Consider the following 1225-nt stretch of genomic DNA (forward strand, 5'->3'; position numbering starts at 1 on the left):
GGCCGGCCTTGGACGAGCTGGGTGGGGGGGGAGGGGTGCCGTTGGAGGGCGAGGGGAAGCAGGAGCGGCGCCGCAAGGGTCACGCCGACCGCCGCGCGGACACGGCTGACACCGACCGCCGCGCGGACACGGCGCCCGCCGAACGTCGTGACGACAGGACCACGCCCGCGGCCGACACGGACGAAGCCAGCCGTCTGGACCGTCCGCAGGGGCCCGGTGAGCCGGGCGGCAAGGCGGGCCGGAAGGGGACGCGGTGGGTGGGCCCGCGCGATGAGTGACGCCGGAGCCGCACCCGGGCGGGCGGGCGGCGCGCGTGGGATCCTCAAGGAGTGAAGGGCGATGCCGCACCGGTAGGTGAGGGCGCCGCACCCGAGGTGGTGGCGCTCGCAAGGGTCGTGGCCAGACTCCGGTCGGAACTCGCCGATCTGGAAGGCGTCGCCGCGACCACGGCCGTGGTCGAGCGGGCCACGGGTGTCCTGATGGTCCGGGCGGGGGTCTCCGCCGACACGGCGTACGCGTTGCTCCTCGAACGGGCGGGCCGCCGCGGCCGCACCGTCCTGGAAGAGTCCTGGATCACGCTGGGGCGGGTCCGGGCGCGCCGGTCGCCGGGGGCCGCGCGGATTTCCCTGCCCACGGCCTCGGTCACGGCCCCGACCGTGTCCTCGACCACCGGCCCGACCTCGTGCCCGGCCACGGCCCCGGCCACGGGCCCGAAGGACGAGCCGGGTACCTCGGTGTTCAGCCCCCGCCGACGTCGAGCCGGTCACCCCCACGCTGATGACGGGGTGAGTGCGCTGCTGGCGCGCATCGCCGACGGTCTGGCCGCGGGGCACGGCGGCGACGACATCGCGGAGCTCTTGGTGACCGTGCTCGGCGGGGCCACCGGTGTGGACTCGGTGATGATCTACACGGTGGCCGCCGCAGGAAGCCTCGATCTGACCGCAAGCGCCGGGATCGCCCCGGCCCTGGCCGAGCAGTGGCGCCACATTCCCCCGCTGAGCGGGGTCGCCGCACACGAGGCGATCGCCGGTCGCCGTGCCCTCTGGCTGGAGGATCTCGAACAGGACGCCCGGCGCTATCTGCTGATCGGCGACCCGCCCGAGCGGTGGGCGTCGCGCGCCTGGGTTCCCGTGCCCGGCACCGGGTCTCCGCGGGCCGTCATCGGTTTCCTGCGCACGCGGCCGGGCCCCTTCGCCGCCGACTCCCGGGTGTTGCTGCGCCAGGC

2 protein-coding genes are annotated in these 1225 nt (G+C 75.8%); both read left to right on the forward strand.

The window, feature by feature from the left end; all coding sequences use genetic code 11:
- Positions 1-278 (forward strand): hypothetical protein (locus ABZY57_RS32785; protein ID WP_356518202.1); only part of this gene is annotated, 278 nt, incomplete at its 5' end.
- Between the two features lie 51 nt (positions 279-329).
- Positions 330-1225, forward strand: an 896-nt coding sequence (locus tag ABZY57_RS32790; protein ID WP_356518204.1) for an ANTAR domain-containing protein, incomplete at its 3' end; no start/stop codon positions are given.

The organism is Streptomyces sp. NPDC006450, assembly GCF_040612195.1.
Lineage (GTDB): Bacteria > Actinomycetota > Actinomycetes > Streptomycetales > Streptomycetaceae > Streptomyces.